Annotated in this window: 17 protein-coding genes; 9 read left to right on the plus strand and 8 right to left on the minus strand. The window is 73.9% G+C overall.

Annotated elements, in window-relative coordinates; genetic code table 11:
* Positions 1–97: 97 nt before the first annotated feature.
* From ACI79S_RS00920 to ACI79S_RS00940, 5 genes are all read right to left on the minus strand, one after another.
* Complete coding sequence (locus ACI79S_RS00920) at positions 98–1576, minus strand: S8 family serine peptidase (RefSeq protein ID WP_456591564.1); 1479 nt, start codon at positions 1574–1576, stop codon at positions 98–100.
* 76 nt (positions 1577–1652) lie between these two features.
* Positions 1653–2411 carry an iron ABC transporter ATP-binding protein gene (locus tag ACI79S_RS00925; RefSeq protein ID WP_456591565.1) on the minus strand — a complete coding sequence of 253 codons (759 nt, stop codon included), beginning with the start codon at positions 2409–2411 and terminating at the stop codon, positions 1653–1655.
* A gap of 25 nt (positions 2412–2436) precedes the next feature.
* The gene (locus ACI79S_RS00930) at positions 2437–3435 is read right to left on the minus strand and encodes an iron chelate uptake ABC transporter family permease subunit (RefSeq protein ID WP_456591566.1); all 999 of its coding nucleotides are present in this window, start codon (positions 3433–3435) and stop codon (positions 2437–2439) included.
* Positions 3432–4466, minus strand: a complete 1035-nt coding sequence (locus ACI79S_RS00935) for an ABC transporter permease (protein ID WP_456591567.1) — start codon at positions 4464–4466, stop codon at positions 3432–3434. The genes ACI79S_RS00930 and ACI79S_RS00935 overlap by 4 nt, the downstream gene beginning before the upstream one ends.
* A 25-nt stretch (positions 4467–4491) precedes the next feature.
* Positions 4492–5448: a siderophore ABC transporter substrate-binding protein gene (locus ACI79S_RS00940; RefSeq protein ID WP_456591568.1), complete on the minus strand. Its 957-nt coding sequence runs from the start codon at positions 5446–5448 to the stop codon at positions 4492–4494.
* Positions 5449–5622: 174 nt separating this feature from the next.
* Between ACI79S_RS00940 and ACI79S_RS00945 the strand changes: the two genes are divergently transcribed.
* Positions 5623–5985: a hypothetical protein gene (locus ACI79S_RS00945; RefSeq protein WP_456591569.1), complete on the plus strand. Its 363-nt coding sequence runs from the start codon at positions 5623–5625 to the stop codon at positions 5983–5985.
* Entirely contained in the window at positions 5978–6424 is a 447-nt protein-coding gene (locus tag ACI79S_RS00950) for a hypothetical protein (protein ID WP_456591570.1), read from the plus strand. Before ACI79S_RS00945 ends, ACI79S_RS00950 begins: the two co-directional genes overlap by 8 nt.
* 90 nt (positions 6425–6514) lie before the next feature.
* On the opposite strand, the gene ACI79S_RS00955 is transcribed toward ACI79S_RS00950, so the two are convergent.
* Both ACI79S_RS00955 and ACI79S_RS00960 read right to left on the minus strand, forming a co-directional pair.
* Positions 6515–7030 (minus strand): flavin reductase family protein, encoded by a 516-nt coding sequence (locus tag ACI79S_RS00955; protein ID WP_456591571.1) that lies wholly within the window; start codon positions 7028–7030, stop codon positions 6515–6517.
* Positions 7030–7965, minus strand: a complete 936-nt coding sequence (locus ACI79S_RS00960) for a hydroxymethylglutaryl-CoA lyase (protein WP_456591572.1) — start codon at positions 7963–7965, stop codon at positions 7030–7032. Before ACI79S_RS00960 ends, ACI79S_RS00955 begins: the two co-directional genes overlap by 1 nt.
* A gap of 154 nt (positions 7966–8119) precedes the next feature.
* Here ACI79S_RS00960 and ACI79S_RS00965 point away from each other — a divergent pair, with 154 nt between their 5' ends.
* The gene (locus ACI79S_RS00965) at positions 8120–9025 is read left to right on the plus strand and encodes a GGDEF domain-containing protein (protein WP_456591573.1); all 906 of its coding nucleotides are present in this window, start codon (positions 8120–8122) and stop codon (positions 9023–9025) included.
* Between the two features lie 35 nt (positions 9026–9060).
* Here the strand turns inward: ACI79S_RS00965 and ACI79S_RS00970 are convergent, their stop codons facing one another.
* Entirely contained in the window at positions 9061–10788 is a 1728-nt protein-coding gene (locus tag ACI79S_RS00970) for a glycerol-3-phosphate dehydrogenase/oxidase (RefSeq protein ID WP_456591574.1), read from the minus strand.
* A gap of 230 nt (positions 10789–11018) precedes the next feature.
* Between ACI79S_RS00970 and ACI79S_RS00975 the strand changes: the two genes are divergently transcribed.
* The 6 genes from ACI79S_RS00975 to ACI79S_RS01000 all read left to right on the plus strand — a co-directional run bounded on the left by ACI79S_RS00975 (position 11019) and on the right by ACI79S_RS01000 (position 16708).
* The gene (locus ACI79S_RS00975) at positions 11019–11747 is read left to right on the plus strand and encodes an IclR family transcriptional regulator (protein WP_456591575.1); all 729 of its coding nucleotides are present in this window, start codon (positions 11019–11021) and stop codon (positions 11745–11747) included.
* Positions 11740–13242 (plus strand): glycerol kinase GlpK, encoded by a 1503-nt coding sequence (glpK, locus tag ACI79S_RS00980; protein WP_456591576.1) that lies wholly within the window; start codon positions 11740–11742, stop codon positions 13240–13242. The genes ACI79S_RS00975 and glpK (ACI79S_RS00980) overlap by 8 nt, the downstream gene beginning before the upstream one ends.
* Before the next feature lie 155 nt (positions 13243–13397).
* Positions 13398–14135 carry an MIP/aquaporin family protein gene (locus tag ACI79S_RS00985; RefSeq protein ID WP_456591577.1) on the plus strand — a complete coding sequence of 246 codons (738 nt, stop codon included), beginning with the start codon at positions 13398–13400 and terminating at the stop codon, positions 14133–14135.
* 25 nt (positions 14136–14160) lie between these two features.
* Complete coding sequence (glpK, locus tag ACI79S_RS00990; RefSeq protein WP_456591578.1) at positions 14161–15678, plus strand: glycerol kinase GlpK; 1518 nt, start codon at positions 14161–14163, stop codon at positions 15676–15678.
* Between the two features lie 108 nt (positions 15679–15786).
* Entirely contained in the window at positions 15787–16131 is a 345-nt protein-coding gene (locus ACI79S_RS00995) for a PadR family transcriptional regulator (RefSeq protein WP_456591579.1), read from the plus strand.
* 10 nt (positions 16132–16141) lie between these two features.
* Entirely contained in the window at positions 16142–16708 is a 567-nt protein-coding gene (locus ACI79S_RS01000) for an HAAS signaling domain-containing protein (RefSeq protein ID WP_456591580.1), read from the plus strand.
* Positions 16709–16722: the final 14 nt, after the last annotated feature.

A 16722-nucleotide genomic window follows, 5' to 3' on the forward strand; every position in this document is an offset into this window, starting at 1 on the left:
CCGTCCTGGCCCACCGCACCGGGTCCTGGCCCACGGTGCGCGGTGAGCCAGGACCCCTGACGACCCGGTGACCCGATGGACGAGGCGGAGCCCGGGGTCAGCCCGCGGTGAGCGCCCGCGTCGCGGCGACGACGTCGACCAGGCCGGCGCCCTTGTCGAACGAGGTCGCGTAGCCGTCGACCGTCTCGTAGGCCGCACCGTCGGTGTACCGGTACGCGGTGCCCTTCAGCGCGGCCTCGATCTCGGCCGGGGTGGCCGTGGGGTCGGCCTGGAACAGCTGGGCGACGATCCCGGCGACGTGCGGCGCCGCCATCGACGTCCCGCTGATCGTGTTGAACGTGCCGATGTCGAGCAGTTCCGGCCCGTTGCGGAGGTCCAGCCCCGTGGCACAGATGGGCAGGTAGGGCCGGCAGGCCGAGGTGATGTTCTCGCCCGGTGCGGAGAGGTCCGGCCAGGTCGAGGGGTCGGCGGCGGCGCCGCGCGAGGAGTACTCGCTCACCGCGCCGTCGCGGGTGCCGGTGTCGTGGTCGGCGGAGGACGCCACCGACAGGATGCCGCCGGTCGGGTCCTGGCCGGGCGGGTTCGTGAGGGAGGTCGAGCCGTCCCCGCCGTCGTTGCCGGCCGCCCACACCGTGACCACGCCCTCGGCGGCCAGCGCCCGCTGCAGCTTCACGGTGGCGGAGTTCGGGTCGAACGCGCCGCCGCCGGAGGGGCCGTAGCTGTTGTTGGTCACCTTGATCGGCGGGCAGACCTCGACGGGGACGCCGGCGCCGCACGGCGCCTCGTGGTTCTCCAGCACCCAGTTCAGCGCCGAGTCGGCGCCCACGATGAGCAGGACGGCGCCCGTGGAGATCGAGACGAGACCGGCACCCGGCGCGGCGCCCTGCAGCCGGCCGCCATCGGTCAGCACGGTCGGCCGGCCGGCGACGATGCCGCTCACGTGCGTGCCGTGGCCACCCACGGCGAGGGTGTCGGTGTCCACCACCGACGGCACCCGGACGACGCAGTCGGGCGTCGTCGTGGTCTCCAGCAGGCACACGCTCTTGAGGTTGGCGACCACGGCGCTGCTGCCGTCGGGGTTGCGGAGGTAGGGGTGGTTCGGGTCGACGCCGGAGTCGATCACGGCGACCGACACCCCGCGGCCGTCCAGGGGCCGCCCGTCCGCACCGGTCAGCGTGGCGACCGCCTCGACGCCGCGCGTGGCGGTGTTCGACGTCTCCTGGGCGAACTCGATGGGCACGTTGCCCTCGAGGTAGGTGATCCCGGGCTGGGTGCGCGCGGCCTGGATCTGACCGGCGGTCCCGGCGGCCACCGCCACGCCGATCCGCTCGAACTCCGTCACCGTCCGCATACCGGTGGCCGCCACGGCCGCCCGCGCGGCGGCGATGTCGGTGCCGTGCACCAGGACGGTCGTGGGCACGGCCCCGCCGAGCCCGGCGAGCTGGTCGGCCAGGAACTCCTGCACCGGCGCCGGCGGGGGATCGGTGCGGGCGGCGTGCGCGGGCGCGGAGAGGAGGGCGCCGGCGACCACGGCGCCGGACACCACCCCGAGCAGACGGCGGGACGACGGGTTCATGGCGCTCCTCGCGGGGGTTCCGGCGGACGTGACCGGACAACGAGGGCGGGCGGTAGGGGTTACTCGGTGGTTACGGTCAATTCCACGGGACCGCGATCCGCCGGCCGCCGAGCTCGTGGACGTCGACCTCCACGTCGAACACCTTGCGCAGCAGCTCCGGGGTCATCAGCTCGGCGGTGGGCCCGGCGGCGACGAGGTGGCCGTCGCGCATCGCCACGATCCGGTCGGAGTAGGCCGAGGCGACGTTCACGTCGTGCACCACGAGCACGACGGTGCGCCCCAGCTCGTCGGCCATGCCCCGCAGCATCCGCATCATCTGGACCGAGTGCCGCATGTCGAGGTTGTTCAGCGGCTCGTCGAGGAGCACGTAGTCGGTCCCCTGGCACATCACCATCGCCACGTAGGCGCGCTGCCGCTGGCCGCCGGAGAGCTGGTCGAGGTGCCGGTCGGCCAGCGGGGCGAGCTCGAACCAGTCCAGCGCCTCGGCGATGCGCTCCCGGTCCTCGGCGGTGAGCCGCCCGCCCGAGTGGGGGAAGCGGCCGAAGGCCACGAGCTCGCGGACGGTGAGGCGCACCGTCATCGAGTTCTCCTGGCGCAGCACCGCCAGCCGGCGCGCCAGCTCCGGGCCGGGCGTGCGCACGACGTCCAGGCCGTCGACCAGCACCCGGCCGGAGTCGGCGGGCAGCAGCCGGGAGGCGATGGACAGCAGCGTGGACTTGCCCGCCCCGTTCGCCCCGATCAGCGACGTGATCCCGCCGGCCGGGATGGTCAGCGAGACGTCGTCCACGACGCGGGCCCCACCGTAGGACTTGCTGACGGACTCGATCTCGATCACTGGCTGCGCCCTCCTACGGGCCCGATCACTGACGGGGCTCCCTGACGAGCAGGGCGATGAAGACGATGCCACCGGCGAAGTTGATGACGATGCTGAGCGCGGAGTTGAACCCGAACACCTGCTCGAGGACCAGCTGCCCGCCGGCGAGCGCGAGCAGGGCCAGCAGCGTGGCGCCGGGCAGCACCCAGGCGTGGCGGTGGGTGCCGAGGAGCTGGCGGGCGAGGTTGGCCACCAGCAGGCCGAGGAAGGTCACCGGTCCGACCAGGGCGGTGGAGACGGCGACCAGCACCGCCACGGCCAGCAGGGCCAGGTTGACCACCCGCCGGTGCTCCACGCCCAGCCCCAGCGCGGTGTCCCGCCCCAGGGCCACGACGTCGAGGCGGGGGAGCAACCGCCACACCCCCAGCAGCACGAGCCCGACGACGACCGCGGAGAGCACGAGGAGCTGCCGGTCGACGCCGTTGAAGCTGGCGAAGAGCAGGTCCTGGAGGGTGAGGAACTCGTTGGGGTCGATCAGCCGGGAGACCAGCAGGGTGAAGCTCGTGAACATGCCGCCGAGGACGACGCCGAGCAGCACCAGGACGTAGATGTCGCGCTCGGTCCGGCCGAACAGCGTCTTGTAGAGGATCGCGCCGAAGCCGATCAGCGCAACGACCTCGATCAGGAAGCGCACCCGCGGGTCGGTCGAGGTGACCGTCGCCGCGCCGAGGAAGTAGACGCCCGCCGTCTGGATGAGCACGAACAGGCGGTCGAACCCCATGATCTCCGGGGTGAGGATCCGGTTGTTCGTCACCGTCTGGAACAGCACGGTCGAGACCGCGACGGCCACCGCGACGACGACCATGGCCGCGAGCCGGCGGCTGCGCTGCATCAGCGCGTAGTCCCAGGAGCCGGTCACCCCGACGGTCAGGAACGCCGCCGTCGCGACGACCGCCAGCACCACGAGGACGACCAGCGTGCGACGACGGCGGGCGGCCCGCTGCTGCGCGGTGGGGACGGCGGGGCCGCCGAGCGTGCGGGTCATGCGTTCCCCCGGGTGCGCGCCCGCAGCAGCAGGGCGATGAACAGCACGCCGCCGATGACGCCGCCGACCGTGCCGACCGGGATCTCGTACGGGTAGCGGATGGTCCGGCTGAGGACGTCGCAGACGAGGACGAAGGCGGCGCCGGTCAGCGCGGTCACCGGCAGCACGCGGCGCAGGTTGTCGCCCATGGCGAGGGTGACCAGGTTCGGCACGACCAGCCCCAGGAAGGGGATGGAGCCCACCGTCACCACCACGATCGCGGTGACCACCGAGGCGATGACAAGTCCGACGGTGACCACGCGCGTGTAGGGGATGCCGAGGTTGATCGCGAAGCTCTCGCCCATCCCGGCCACGGAGAACCGGTCGGCGTACAGGTAGGCGACGACGGTGGCGGCCAGGACGAGGTAGAGCAGCTCGTAGCGCCCGGCCAGCACGCCGGAGAAGTCGCCGTTCATCCAGGCGTCCAGCGACTGGAGCAGGTCGAACCGGTAGGCCAGGAACATGGTGGCGGCGAGCACCACGCCACCGAGGAGGATGCCGACGAGCGGCACCACGATCATGTCGGTGAGCACGATCCGGCGCAGCAGCCAGACGAAGAAGAAGGTGCCGGCCAGCGAGAACGCCGTGGCGATCAGCATCTTGCCCAGCAACGACGTGCTCCCGAACCAGAGCGTGGCCACGACGATGCCCAGCCCCACCCACTCGGTGGTGCCGGCGGTCTGCGGCGAGACGAACCGGTTGCGGGTCAACGACATCATCACCAGGCCCGCGACGGCCATCGCCGAGCCGGCCAGCAGGATCGCCACCAGCCGGGGGACCCGGCTGACCAGGAACACCCGCGCCTGCGCCTCGTCGGGGTCCAGCAGGTCCGCCGGCGTGAGGTCGGTGACGCCGATGAAGAGCGAGGCGAACGACGCCGCCACGAGCAGCAGCAGGGCGAGCGCCACGTGCCACCGCCGGACGCCACGACGACGCCCCTCCACCGGCTCGGTGACCGGCGGAGGGGCGGCGTCAGCGGTGCTACGGGTCATGAGGGGACGCGTCCTTGGGGGAGGGTCACCCCACCGCGGCGGCGATCTCCTCGACCATCGTCTCCACCGAGGGCAGGCCGGTGGGCGCGATGTACCAGACGGAGGAATCCAGGTAGTGGATCGCGTCGTCCTGCGCCGCGCTGGTCGAGCGGACCAGCTCGTTGTCCAGGACCTGCTCGGCGGCCGTGCCGGACTGGCCGATCGCGGCGTCGCGGTCGAGGACGAACAGCATGTCGGGGTTCTTCTCGGCGAGGTACTCGAAGGAGATGGCGTCCCCGTGGTCGGCGGCGGTCAGCGCCTCGTCGGCCGGGGTGACGCCGAGCTCGTCGTAGACCATGCCGAACCGGGTGTCGGGGCCGTAGGCGGCCAGCTCGCCGGCGTTGGTCATCACGAAGAGGCCGGTGCCGGCGTCGGCCGCAGCGGCCTTGACCTCGGCGACGCGCTCGTCGAGCGCGGCCAGCCGCTCGGCCACCGCGTCCTCCTCGCCGAAGACCTCGGCCAGGGTGGTGACCCGCTCCTCGAAGGACTCGAGGAAGTTGGAGTTGTCGACGGTCAGGTCGATCGTGGGCGCGATCTCGGCCAGCTCCGGGTACACCGCGGCGGAGCGACCGCCGACGATGATCAGGTCGGGCTCGAGGGCGTTGACGGCCTCGTAGTCGGGCTCGAAGAGGGAGCCGACCTTCGTGTACTCGTCCCCGGCGTACTTCTCGAGCGACTCCGGGTAGGCGGCCTCGGGCACGCCGTCGACCTCCACGCCGAGGCTGTCGAGCGTGGCCAGCGCGCCCACGTCGAAGACGACGACCGTCTCCGGGTCGACCGGCACGGTCTCCTCGCCCTGGGCGTGGGTGACGGTGACCTCGGCCGCCTCGGTGGTCGAGTCGCCGGCCGACGCCGCGTCGGCGTCGTCGCCGCACGCCGAGAGGACCAGGACCGCGGAGAGGGGGAGGGCGAGGGCCGCGAGAGGCCGGACGGCGGTGCGCATGGATCTCCGATCGCTACGGGAAGGCATGCCTTACTAAGGCGGGCCTAACCTGCCACACCCGCTCCGGGTGGTCACCAGCGGGGGGTCGGCAGGGGCCCCGATCCCGGGGTGCGGACGGCCCGGCGGGAGGATGAACCCCGTGCCGGCACCTCACGTCTCCCGCGGAGCAGTGCGGTGACGCTCGTCCTCGTCGTCGCCGCCACCGTCGTCGCCGCGGTCGTGGTCGCGCTCGGGCTCGCCTCCACGGCCGCCGGCCGCCGCATCGGGGTCCTGCACCTGGTCGGGGCGGGCCTGCTGGAGGCACTGCTGGTGGTGCAGGCCGTCCTCGCGTTCGCGCGGATGGGGGAGGGCACACCCGCCGACACCCCGACGTTCCTGGGCTACCTGTTCGGCGTGCTGCTCATCCCCGTCGCCGGCGTGCTGTGGGCGCAGGCGGAGCGCACCCGCTGGGCGGGCACCGTGCTGGCGGTCGCGGCGGCCGCCGTCGGGGTCATGGTCTGGCGACTGCTGCAGCTGTGGGAGGCCACCGGTGCGTGAACGCGGGCTCGGTCGCCCGGCGGAGCGGGCCGCAGCCGGGGCCTCCACCGGGCCGGCGCGCGTGCTGGTGCTCGTCTACGGGATCTTCGCCCTCGCGGCCGGGGCCCGCGCCGGCGTGCAGCTGGCCACCCGGTTCGACGAGGCGCCGCTGGCGTACCTGCTGTCGGCGTTCGCGGCGGCGGTCTACGTGGTGGCCACCGTGGGCCTCGCCCGCGGTGGCCGCGGCGGCCGGTGGACCGCGCTGACCGCCATCGTGGTCGAGCTGGTCGGCGTCCTGGTCGTGGGCACCCTGTCGCTCGCCGACCCCGCCGCCTTCCCCGACGAGACGGTCTGGTCCGGGTACGGCCGGGGCTACGGCTACGTACCGCTCGTCCTGCCGGTCCTGGGGCTGGCGCTGCTGTGGCGCAGCGAGCGGGGGCCGGATCCGGTGCGCGGCTGACGGACCTCCCCCCGCCCGGTGAAGGCTGACCCGGTCACCGACGCCCGGCGGCTCAGCAGTCGCCGCCGGAGCGGGCCCGGGGAACCGTGGTCACTCCTCGCCGCTGCGCAGCAGGCCGTAGGCGCCGCGGTGGAACAGCAGCGGACGGCGGTCGGGTGCCGCGCCCAGGTCGAGCACCCGGGCGACGACGATCGTGTGGTCGCCCCCGTCGTACTCGGCCCACAGCTCCCCGTCGATCCAGGCGACGACGTCGTCCAGCACCGGCGAGCCCTGGGGGCTGGGCGTCCACGGCACCCCGGCGAACTTGTCGGCGCCGGACCGGGCGAAGTTCTGCGAGACGGCGTCCTGCCCCTCGGCCAGCACGTTGACGCAGAACCGGCCGATCTCCCGCAGCCGCGCCCAGGTGCGCGAGGTCCGGGCGGGGGCGAGGGCGACCAGCGGCGGGTCCAGCGACAGGGAGCTGAAGGACTGGCAGGTGAAGCCGATCGGCCCGCCGGGCGTGTCCGCGGTGACCACGGTGACGCCGGAGGCGAAGTGCCCCAGCACATCGCGCATCAGCCGGGGGTCGACGATCCGCGGCGGCTCGGAGACCGCGTCGGCCGGCATCAGCGGGCTCCGTCGGAGCGCGGGACCGACCGGCCGCCGGCGCGGTACAGCGAGCTCGGCAGCTCGTGCCCCACGGCCTGCTCGGTGACCCGCGCAGCCGCCAGCAGCGCGTCGAGGTCCAGGCCGGTGCGCACCCCGGACTCCTCCAGCATGTAGACCAGCTCCTCGGTCGCGATGTTGCCGCTGGCGCCCGGGGCGAACGGGCAGCCGCCCAGCCCGCCGACCGACGCGTCCAGCTGGGTGACCCCGGCCTGCACGGCGGCCAGCGCGTTGGCCTGGCCGGTGCCCCGGGTGTCGTGGAAGTGGACGCCGACGGCGACCCCCGGGCAGGCCCGGCGGACCGCGTCGAGCAGGGTGACCACCCGCAGCGGCGTCGTCGTCCCGATGGTGTCGCCGAGGCAGAGCTGGTCGGCGCCGGCGGTGACGGCGGCGCGGGCGACGTCGACGGTGCGGGCCACCGGGGTGCGGCCGTCGAACGGGCAGTCCCAGGCGGTGGCGATGATGACCTCGAGGGAACCGCCGGCGCCGTGGGCCAGCCCGGCGATCTCGCCGACCGCGGCGAGGGCCTCGGCGGTACCGCGGCCGGCGTTGGCGCGGCTGTGGCCGTCGGAGGCCGAGACGACGTACTCGAGGTCGGCGACGCCGGCGTCCACCGCCCGGACGGCACCGCGCGGGTTGGCGACCAGGGCCGACCAGTGCACCTCCGGCCACCGCGCCAGCTCGGCGGCGACCTGGTCGGCGTCGGCGAGCGCGGGCACGGCCTTCGGTGACACGAACGACGTCGCCTCGATCCGGCGGACGCCGGTGGCCACCAGCGCCTCCAGCATCGCCAGCTTGCCGGCCAGCGGCACGGGCGCCTCCAGCTGGAGCCCGTCGCGCATGCCCACCTCGCGGACGTCGACCGCGCTGGGCAGCACCAGGTCGAACTCGTTCATCTGCGTCTCCTCGGCACCGGCAACGTTGCTCCCCGCATCCTCCCCCGCCGCCAGGTCGTTCCCCCGATCAGGCGTCTCGGAACGGCGACAGGCGGCCCGACCAGCGAACCGTCGTCCCCGTCGCGCAAGATGGAGCCGGCACGGGAGGTGTGCGGTGGTCGAGGAAGCGGACGCGCTTCCCCCGGCGGATCGGCGGAGTGTCTTCGCCAACGCGCCGATGGGGATCGCGTTGGCGACCCCTGGCGGCCGCCTCGTCGACGTCAACCCCGCCCTGGCGGAGATGGCCGGCCGCTCCGCCGAGGAGCTGCACGGGCGGTCGGTGCTGGACCTGATCCACCCCGACGCCGTCGCGGCCGCCCAGGAGGCGCACGGCATCCTCACCGCCGAGCCCGACCGGCCGATGCGGCACGAGACCCGGCTCACCCGGGGCGACGGCTCGCACGTCCCGGTGCAGATCACCGCCTCCTGGGTGCCCGAGACGCCCGACGGGCAGGCGGCGCACCTGGTGCTCATCGTCGAGGACATCACCGAGCGCAAGGCGCTCGAGGCGCAGCTGGTGCACCGCTCGCTGCACGACCCGCTGACCGGGCTGCCCAACCGGCTGCTGTTCCACGACCGGCTGCGGCACGCGCTCGACCGGGGCCGCCGCGAGGAGACCCCCACCTGCGTGCTGATCATCGACCTGGACGGCTTCAAGGCGATCAACGACGAGCTCGGCCACCCGATGGGCGACCTGGTGCTGGTGTCCTTCGCCGAGCGGCTGCGCTCGGTGCTGCGGGCCAGCGACACCGCGGCCCGCCTGGGCGGGGACGAGTTCAGCATCGTCTGCGAGAACACCGAGCAGGCCGACGCCCGGGCCCTCGCCGACCGGCTGCGCACGACGGTGACCGAACCCCTCGACCTCGCCGGCACCCGCGTACCGGTCGGGATCAGCATCGGCATCGGCACGGCCCGGGGCGGCGAGGAGCCCGAGGAGGTCTACGAGCGGGTCGTGCGGGCCGCCGACGACGACATGTACGCGGACAAGGCGCGCCGCCGCCGGGCCGGCCGCCGCCGCTGACCCGCTCGCGGAGCGGGCCGGGGAGCAGGCGGCGGCTACCCGAGCGCGCGACCGACCGCGACGGCGCGGGTGTCGGGCGCGGCCACCCGGGCGGCGTCGGCCTCCTGGTCGCCCAGCTCGGTCTGCGAGCGGCGCTCGGCCTCCACCCGCGCGGTGTAGCTGGCCACCTCGTTGGCGATCCGCTGCTCGTCCCAGCCCAGCACGTCGGCGACCGCGCGCGCGACCGGCTCGGCGCACAGCACACCGCGGTGGGCGGTCTCGATGGAGATGCGCGTCCGGCGGGCCAGCAGGTCGTCGAGGTGCAGCGCCGCCTCGTGCCCGGCCGCCCACACCATCTCGACCATGAGGTACTCCTCGGCTCCGGGCACCGGGTCCAGCAGCTCGGGTCGGCCCTCGGCCAGCGCGAGGACGTCGGGGGTCAGCGACCCGAACCGGTTCAGCAGGTGCTCGGCGCGGAACCGGGGGATGTCCCACCGCCGGGAGAGGCCGTCGAGGGAGTTCAGCATCGCCGCGTAGCCCTCGGCACCCACCAGGGGGATGTTCTCCGTGACGCTCGGGGGCACGGTCCGGCTCACGTCCACCGCCACGGCGTCCACCGCGTCCGCGGCCATCGGGCGGTACGTCGTGTACTTGCCGCCGGCCACGGCGATCACGCCGGGCATCGGGCGGGCGACCGCGTGCTCGCGGGAGAGCTGGCTGGTCGACTCGCTCTCGCCGGACAGCAACGGGCGCAGGCCGGCGTAGACGCCGGTGATGTCGTCGTGGGTGATCGGCACCGCCAGCACCTCGTTGACCCGTTCGAGGATGTAGTCGATGTCGGCCTTGCTGGCCGCCGGGTGCGCCTTGTCGAGCGCCCAGTCGGTGTCGGTCGTCCCGATGATCCAGTGGCTGCCCCAGGGGATGACGAACAGCACCGACTTCTCCGTGCGCAGGATCAGCCCGGTCTCCCCGTTGATCCGGTCGCGGGGGACGACCACGTGCACGCCCTTGCTCGCCCGGACGTGGAACCGGCCGCGCCCGCCGACCAGCGTCTGGATGTCGTCGGTCCACACGCCGGTGGCGTTGACCACCACCTCGCTCCGGACGTCGACCTCGCGGCCCGTCTCCACGTCCCGCACCCGGGCCCCCACGACCCGGCCGCCGGCGTGGGCGAAGGAGACCACCTCGGCGGAGTTCAGCACGGTGGCTCCGTACGCCGCCGCGGTGCGGGCCACGGTGAGCGTGTGCCGGGCGTCGTCGGCCTGGGCGTCGAAGTACCGGATGGCGCCGACGAGGTAGTCGGGCTTGAGCGCCGGGAACAGCCGCCGAGCACCGGTGCGGGTGAGGTGCTTCTGCCCGGGCATCGGCTCGGCGAGCGCGCCCAGCCGGGCCAGCCCGTCGTAGAGGGTCAGCCCCGCGGCGACGTAGGGCCGCTCCCAGTGGTGGGTCAGCGGGTACAGGAAGGGCACCGGCCGGACCAGGTGCGGGGCGAGCCGGTTGACCGACAGGTCACGCTCGTGCAGCGCCTCCCGGACCAGGCCGAAGTCGAGCTGCTCCAGGTAGCGCAGCCCGCCGTGGAACAGCTTCGAGGAGCGGGAGGAGGTGCCGCTGGCGAAGTCGCGGGCCTCGACGAGGGCCGTGCGCAGACCGCGGGTGGCTGCGTCCAGCGCCACCCCGGCCCCGGTCACCCCGCCGCCGACGACCAGGACCTCGAAGCCCTCCTCCGCGAGCTCGGCCCAGGCGTGGGCCCGCTGCTCCGGCCCGAGCGGGCGTACTGCCGTCATCTGCACTCCCCGGGGATGCCCGCCCACCGGACGGGAACGCGCTGGGGAGGTGCCCGGGGCACCGGTGCACCTCCGTGTCACTGCCCTCCGCCGCGGGGCAGGCGGCCTCCACCACCCCCGGCTACCGGTCACGGTAGGTCGACCACGGACGCCCGTCGACGCACGGCGTCCTACATCGTCGCACCGGCAGAGGGATCGACAGGGTCCGGAATGCCCTACCGTCGGGCGCCATGCCGGGCACCGTGCAGTCGATCGAGCGGGCAGCGGCGATCCTGCAGGTGATCGCCGGCGCGCGGAACGCCCTCGGCGTCACCGAGATCGCCGAGACCGTCGGGCTGGCCAAGACCACCACCCACGGCCTGCTGCGCACGTTGCTGCACGTGGGGTTCGTGGCGCAGGACCGGGTGACCGGGCGGTACACCGTGGGCCCGGGCCTGCTCCGGCTGGGCAGTTCCCTGGACGTCAACGAGCTCCGGGCGCGCGCGTCGAACTGGGCCGACGCACTCGCCGCGCGCAGCGGGCACACCGTGCGGCTGGCCACGCTCGCCGGGGAGGACGAGGTGGTCGTCGTCCACCACGTCTTCCGGCCCGACGACTCGGCCCAGGTCCTCGAGGTGGGGGTCGCGCTGCCCGCCCGGACGACGGGACTGGGCAAGGTCCTCCTGGCGCACGCGCCCGGGCCCCGGGCGGCGCGGCCCGCGACCGACGGCCGGGCCACCGAGCTGGCCGAGGTGCGCGCCCGGGGCTGGGCGGCCGAGCGGGGGGAGCACGAGCCGGGACGCGGGTGCATCGCCGCTCCCGTCCGCGGGCCCGGCGGCCCGGTCGTGGCCGCGCTCGGCGTCAGCGGCCCGGTGACCTCGCTGTTCGACGGGCGTGGCGCACCGCGCGGCCTGCTGCTGGGCATGGTGACCGACGCGGCCGCCGCCGTCTCCCGGGAGCTGGGGTTCGGCGGTGCCTGACCGCTACGTGCTCGCCGTCGACCAGGGGACGACGTCGACCCGTTCGCTGGTCTTCGACCGCGGTGGACGCATGGTCGCCGTCCGGCAGCGCGAGCACCGGCAGTACTTCCCCCGGCCCGGCTGGGTGGAGCACGACCCGATGGAGATCTGGGCGAACACCCGGTGGACGGCCGACCAGGTGCTGGCCGACGTCGGGGCGGGCGGCACCGTGGTCGCCCTCGGCATCGCCAACCAGCGGGAGACCACCGTCGTCTGGGACCGGGCCACCGGCCGGCCCGTGCTCCGGGCCCTGGTGTGGCAGGACACCCGGACCGCCGACCTGGTCGCCGAGCTCGCCGCACGCCCGGACGCCGGCCTCGTCCGCGAGCGCAGCGGCATGGCGATCGCGGGCTACTTCTCCGGGCCGCGGCTGCGCTGGATCCTCGAGCACGTCCCCCGCGCCCGGGAGCGTGCCGAACGCGGCGAGCTGCTGTTCGGGACGATGGAGACCTGGCTCATCTGGAACCTCACCGGCGGGCCGGACGGCGGCCGGCACGTCACCGACGTGACCAACGCCAGCCGCACCCTGCTGATGGATGTGCGCAGCTGCCGGTGGGACCCCGACCTGCTGGACTTCTTCGGCATCCCCGCGGCGATGCTCCCGGAGATCCGGCCCTCGGTCGGCGTGCTCGGGCCGGCCACCGCGCTCGTCCGGCCGCTGCCCATCGCCGGGGCGCTCGGCGACCAGCAGGCGGCGCTGTTCGGGCAGGCGTGCTTCGCGCCGGGGGAGGCCAAGTGCACCTACGGCACCGGGAGCTTCCTGCTGCAGAACACCGGCACCGAACTGGTGCGCACGCGCTCGGGCTCGATCAGCACGGTCGCCTACCAGCTGGCGGGCGAACCGGTGCGGTACGCCCTCGAGGGCTCGGTGGCGGTCGCCGGCGCCCTGGTGCAGTGGCTGCGCGACGGGCTGGGGCTGATCGGCACCGCGCCGGAGGTGGAGACGCTGGCCCGCACGGTGGAGGACAACGGCGGCTGCTACGTCGTCCCCGCGTTCTCCGGCCTGCTGGCCCCCCACTGGCGGGGCGAGGCCCGCGGGCTGGTGGCCGGGCTGACCTCCTACGTCACCAAGGGGCACCTGGCCCGGGCGGTGCTGGAGGCGACCGGCTGGCAGACCCGGGACGTCGTCCGGGCGATGGCGGCCGACTCGGGGCTGTCGCTGCCCGCGCTCCGGGTGGACGGCGGCATGACCACCAACAACCTGCTGATGCAGTTCATCGCCGACGTGCTGGACACCCCGGTGGTGCGCCCGATGGTGGGGGAGACCGTGTCGCTCGGCGCCGCGTACGCCGCGGGCCTGGCGGTCGGGGTCTGGTCCGACGTCGCCGCGCTGCGCCGCAACTGGCACCGCGCGGCGCAGTGGACGCCGTCGCCCGGGCGGGCCCAGGCGCTGACCGCGGAGTACCCGCGCTGGGAGCGGGCCGTGCAGCTCAGCATCGCCTGGGGGGCGCCGTGATCGCCGGCGTCCGATGATGTCGAACCGCGACTGTTGTCCAGGTCACAGGAGCCCTCCTACGGTCCGCAGGACGGGTTCGGCGGTGGCGATCACCGCCGCGTCCCCGACATCCACGGTCCGCCGAGCAGCGGGCCCGCCTCGAGGAGCGCCTACACGTGGACACCCTCGGTCTCTGGACCGTCTTCGGGAGTGAAGTACTCGGCACCGGCATCCTGGTCCTGCTCGGCGTCGGCGTGGTCGCCAACGTCGTGCTGCCGAAGACCCTCGGCAACGGCAGCGGCTGGATCGTCATCATCTTCGGCTGGGGGCTCGCGGTCTTCGCCGGCGTCTTCGCCGGAGCGGCCTCCGGCGCGCACATCAACCCGGCCGTCACCGTCGGGCTGTGGGTGAGCGGGACCGACACCTACGCGGTCGGCGTCCCCGTCACCGTCGCCACCACGCTGGCCTACTTCTCCGGCCAGCTGGTCGGCGCCTTCCTCGGCGCGGTCATCGCCTACCTCGCCTACTACGGGCACTACAACGACCCGGAGGCCGCCGGCACCCAGCTGGGCACCTTCGCGACCGGGCCGGCGATCGGGACGATCAAGGACAACGTCGTCACCGAGGTGATCGGCACGTTCGTGCTGGTCTACATCATCCTGCGGTTCGGTGACACGCCCACCCAGCTCGGCCCGCTGGCCGTCGCCCTGCTGGTCGTCGGCATCGGCGCCTCCCTCGGCGGCCCCACCGGCTACGCGATCAACCCCGCCCGCGACCTCGGCCCGCGCCTCGCCCACGCCGTCCTGCCGATCCGCGGCAAGGGGGACAGCAACTGGGGGTACGCCTGGGTCCCGATCGTCGGCCCGATCATCGGCGCCGTCCTCGCCGGCGGCCTGTCGCACGTCCCGCTCTGACCACCCCGACCGAGAGGAACTCCCCATGCCGCAGTACGTCGCCGCCATCGACCAGGGCACCACCAGCACCCGCTGCATGATCTTCGACCACGACGGCGCGGTGGTGTCGGTCGGGCAGAAGGAGCACCAGCAGATCTTCCCGCGGGCCGGGTGGGTCGAGCACGACGCGCTGGAGATCTGGCGGAACACCCGCGAGGTGGTCGGGCAGGCGATCGCGCGCAGCGACGCCGGCGCCTCCGACATCGTCGCCATCGGGATCACCAACCAGCGTGAGACCGCCGTCGTGTGGGACCGGGCGACCGGGCAGCCGGTCTACAACGCCATCGTGTGGCAGGACACCCGCACGACGAAGATCATCGACGAGTTCGGCGCGCTGGGCGGCGGCGCCGACCGGTACAAGGACAAGGTCGGGCTGCCGCTGGCCACCTACTTCGCCGGCCCGAAGGTGCGCTGGATCCTCGACAACGTCGAAGGCGCGCGGGAGCGGGCCGAGCGCGGCGAGCTGCTGATGGGCACCATCGACTCCTGGCTGATCTGGAACATGACCGGCGGGGCCGACGGCGGCCAGCACCTCACCGACGTCTCCAACGCCTCGCGCACGATGCTCATGGACTACCGGACGCTCGCCTGGGACGAGTCCATCGCCGAGGAGATGGGCATCCCGACGTCCATGCTCCCGGAGATCCGCTCCAACTCCGAGGAGTACGGCAGGGGCCGCAAGGCCGGCTTCCTGGCCGGCGTGCCGATCGCCGGCTCCCTCGGCGACCAGCAGGCGGCGACGTTCGGCCAGGTCTGCTTCAGCAAGGGCATGGCCAAGAACACCTACGGCACCGGCAACTTCATGCTGCTCAACACCGGCGAGGAGGCCGTCCCGTCGGAGAACGGGCTGCTCACCACGCTGTGCTACCAGCTCGGTGACGCCAAGCCGGTGTACGCGCTGGAGGGCTCGATCGCGGTCACCGGCTCGCTCGTGCAGTGGGTGCGGGACAACCTGGGGATGATCAAGAGCGCACCGGAGATCGAGGACCTGGCCCGCTCGGTCGACGACAACGGCGGCTCCTACTTCGTCCCCGCGTTCTCCGGGCTGTTCGCCCCGCACTGGCGCTCGGACGCCCGCGGCGCCGTCGTCGGGCTGACCCGGTTCGTCAACAAGGGGCACCTGGCCCGCGCCGTCCTGGAGGCGACCGCCTACCAGACCCGCGAGGTGCTGGACGCGATGAACGCCGACTCCGGGGTCGACCTCACCGAACTCCGGGTGGACGGCGGGATGGTCGGCAACGAGCTGCTCATGCAGTTCCAGGCCGACCTGCTGGGCGTCCCGGTGATCCGGCCGAAGATCGCCGAGACCACCGCGCTGGGCGCCGCCTACGCGGCCGGCCTGGCCGTCGGCTTCTGGTCCGACCTGGACGAGCTGACCGCCAAGTGGGCCGAGGACAAGCGCTGGGACCCGCAGATGCCGGAGGACGAGCGGGAGCGCTACTACCGCAACTGGCAGAAGGCGGTGACCAAGTCGCTGGACTGGGTCGACGAGGACGTCAGCTGAGCGCGCACTCCCGTCGGTGAGGAGGGTGGCACCCCGGCCGGGGTGCTGCCCTCCTCGTCCGCGCGCACTAGCTTGTGCGGCTGACTAGTCAGCCGCACTGTCTAGCCCGTGACCGAGGACCGCTGGCCCGGGGAGTGGATGCGCGGCGTGCTCTCGCTGTGCGTGCTCGGCGTGGTGGCCGACGGCCCGACGTACGGCTACGCGATCGCCGCCCGGCTGGCCGAGGCCGGTCTCGGATCGGTGAAGGGCGGCACGCTCTACCCGATCCTGACCCGGCTGGAGACCGAGGGCCTGGTCTCCTCGTCCTGGGCGGCCGGGGACGGCGGCCCCGGTCGCAAGTTCTTCACCCTGACCGCCGCGGGGGAGCAGGTCCTGCGCGAGCGCGCCGACCAGTGGCGCACGTTCACCGAGCGGGCCGCCGGCCTGCTGTCGTCCCCCTCCGTCCCCGCCTGAGGAGCCCGCCATGGGAAAGGTCCTGAACAGCACCGAGCAGGCCTGGTGCGACGACCTGCTGCTGCGCCTGCGCCTGCGCGACGTGCCGGGCACGCGGATCGGTGAGGTGCTCGCCGAGGTGCAGAGCCACGTCGCCGAGACGGGGGAGCACCCGCGCGAGGCCTTCGGCAGCCCGAAGCAGTACGCCGACGAGGTCGCCGCCGCTCTGGGCATCCGCCCGGCCGGCCCGTGGGCCACGCTGCGGGGGACGCTGACCGGCTGGGACGTCCTCGTAGCGGTGCTCACCGGGCTGGGCGGGTTCGCCCTCGCCGACGGGCTGTGGTCCCTCGCCGCCGGGGACACCTCGCTGTTCGGGCTGCCCGCCTGGGCGGTCGCCGCCGCCGGCGCCCTGGTCCTGGCCACCTGCACCGCCCGCTTCGTGCTCGCCGCACGGCGGGGCGAGGATGCCGACCCGGTCCTCGATCCGCGCACCGGCGCCGACATGACGCCCTTCACCCGGGGGCAGGTGGCCCTCCTGGCCGGCGTCCCGGTGCTGCTCCTCGCGATGACGGTGGTCGGCGGGCTGCTCTCCCGCTGACCCGAGCGGGGGAC

It is taken from the genome of Blastococcus sp. SYSU DS1024 (genome assembly GCF_054050795.1).